The organism is Dietzia sp. HMSC21D01 (assembly GCF_001815995.1).
Classification (GTDB): Bacteria; Actinomycetota; Actinomycetes; order Mycobacteriales; family Mycobacteriaceae; genus Dietzia; species Dietzia cinnamea.
The window spans coordinates 1-2,268 of sequence record NZ_KV823889.1 but is presented as its reverse complement, the minus strand read 5'-3'; the positions used below and the strand labels follow the sequence as shown (position 1 = coordinate 2,268).

The following is a 2,268-nucleotide window of genomic DNA, read 5'->3' as shown; positions in this document are numbered from 1 at the left end:
TTACACCGGCCCGTGAATCAGCGGGGTTAGAGGTGTGTAGTCTTGCCGCCTATATTGAGACTTTTGCCATTCTTCGCGTTGCTCTTCGCAGATTGAGGCGTAAGTCCACTCCCAAGCCGAACGGTGGTTAACTTCTAACCCGTGTTGGCGCCGGAATTCGTCAAATTCTAAGTGGTGTTGCTCGACGGGAACGAGTTCAATCAGTTGAGTCTCGGCTGTCTCCAGTTCAGTTGTTAGATCCGCTAAGCGAACGATTAGTAGGTCGTGATCGAGCCTGTCGTCGTCCACAACGGCGAGCACATCCTCGATTGTGGGCTTGAATCCCTCCTTCGCGATCAACTCAAAGACATCGTAGGTATCGAGGGCGTCATCAACGTAGGACAAGTCGAGTTCGTTACGCGCCTTGCCTAGTCGCGTCTCGGCTTCATCTGCACGGCGCGTCAAATCATCGACTCTGCGTAGCGCAGCCTGCTGCTCCGCATGGAGCGCCACGTACCGGGAGACAAGTAGACCGCCGACTATCGCAATTAGGGCGGCCGACGCCTGTGCCAGGGCACTAAGTAGCCAACTGACCTCTGCAGTAGTGGACTCCATGACCGATAGTAGGAATGCTCCGCGCTCTCAGCGCAACTTTCAGCGTTCGCTGAGACTCGCGCGTCATGGGCGGTTGTGCTCGACGGCGAGCGGTGGTCAGTGGGTGCCACGGAGTGGGCGGTACACGCCCCCGGCGCCGCCTCGGCGCGCCGCGGAGAGGCTCGTGGAACAATGGGCCGCGGACTGCGCCCGCCCATGCGGCGCCGGCCACGCACACGAACCCACGAACTTCCCCCAAGGAGCACAGATGGCGCTTATCGAGCAGGTCGGAGCCCGGGAGATCCTCGATTCGCGAGGCAACCCCACCGTCGAGGTGGAGGTGCTTCTGGACGACGGCTCGTTCGGCCGCGCCGCCGTGCCCTCCGGTGCGTCGACCGGCGCCCACGAGGCCGTCGAGCTGCGTGACTCCGACGAGCGCTACCTGGGCAAGGGCGTCACCAAGGCCGTTGAGGCCGTCCTCGACGTGCTGGCCCCCGCCGTGATCGACATCCCGGCCGAGGACCAGCGTCTTGTCGACGAGGCTTTGCTCGACGCCGACGGCACGCCCAACAAGTCGACCGTCGGCGCCAACGCCGTGCTGGGCGTCTCGCTGGCCGTGGCCCGCGCCGCCGCCGAGTCCTCGGGCCTCGAGCTGTACCGCTTCATCGGCGGCTCCAACGCGCACGTTCTGCCGGTCCCGATGATGAACATCCTCAACGGTGGCGCCCACGCCGACTCGGGCGTCGACGTGCAGGAGTTCATGATCGCCCCCATCGGCGCCCCGACCTTCCGCGAGGCCCTGCGCATGGGTACTGAGGTCTACCACCACCTCAAGACCGTCATCAAGGACCGCGGCCTGTCCACCGGCCTGGGCGACGAGGGCGGGTTCGCCCCCTCCGTGGAGTCCACCACCGCCGCGCTCGACCTGATCGTCGAGGCCATCCAGAAGGCCGGCTACGAGCTCGGCACCGACGTCGCCCTGGCTCTGGACGTGGCCGCCACCGAGTTCTTCAAGGACGGCAAGTACCACTTCGAGGGCAAGCAGCTCTCCGCCGCCGAGATGGCCGACGTCTACGCCGAGCTCGTCAACAAGTACGCGCTCGTCTCGATCGAGGACCCGCTCGACGAGGACGACTGGGACGGCTGGAAGACCCTCACCGACATGATCGGCGACAAGGTCCAGCTGGTCGGCGACGATCTCTTCGTCACCAACCCGCAGCGCCTGGCCGACGGCATCGAGAAGGGACTGGCCAACGCCCTGCTGGTGAAGGTCAACCAGATCGGCACCCTCACCGAGACGCTGGACGCCGTGGACCTGGCCCACCGCAACCGCTACGCGTCGATGATGTCGCACCGCTCGGGCGAGACCGAGGACACGACCATCGCCGACCTCGCCGTGGCCTGCAACTGCGGCCAGATCAAGACCGGCGCCCCGGCCCGCTCCGAGCGCGTGGCCAAGTACAACCAGCTGCTGCGCATCGAGGAGATGCTCGGCGACGCCGCCCGGTACGCCGGAGCCGGCGCCTTCCCGCGCTTCAAGGCCTGAGCAGGTAGGTAGTCGAGAGGAGGGCTCATGGCCCGCCCACCGCGCCCCTCGGACCGTCGGGGCGACGCACGCGACCGTGCGTTGTCCCGGCGGCCCGGTGAGGCGTCGGGTGCCATCCGACGCCGGGCTGCCGGGGCGGGCCGTGGGAC

General features: G+C 66.2%; 2 protein-coding genes. One reads left to right on the top strand and one right to left on the bottom strand.

From position 1 onward, the window contains the following. Window positions 1-492, bottom strand: coding sequence for a hypothetical protein (locus HMPREF3086_RS07740; RefSeq protein WP_141764028.1), 492 nt, complete (start codon window positions 490-492; stop codon window positions 1-3). Window positions 493-841: 349 nt separating this feature from the next. Between HMPREF3086_RS07740 and eno the strand changes: the two genes are divergently transcribed. After that, entirely contained in the window at window positions 842-2,119 is a 1,278-nt protein-coding gene (gene eno / locus HMPREF3086_RS07735) for a phosphopyruvate hydratase (protein ID WP_070721146.1), read from the top strand. The last annotated feature ends 149 nt before the right edge of the window (window positions 2,120-2,268 follow it).

What these genes read in the sequence shown, in the direction of transcription:
- eno (WP_070721146.1), top strand. Translation starts at nt 842, where the DNA reads ATGGCGCTTATCGAGCAGGTCGGAGCCCGGGAGATCCTCGATTCGCGA.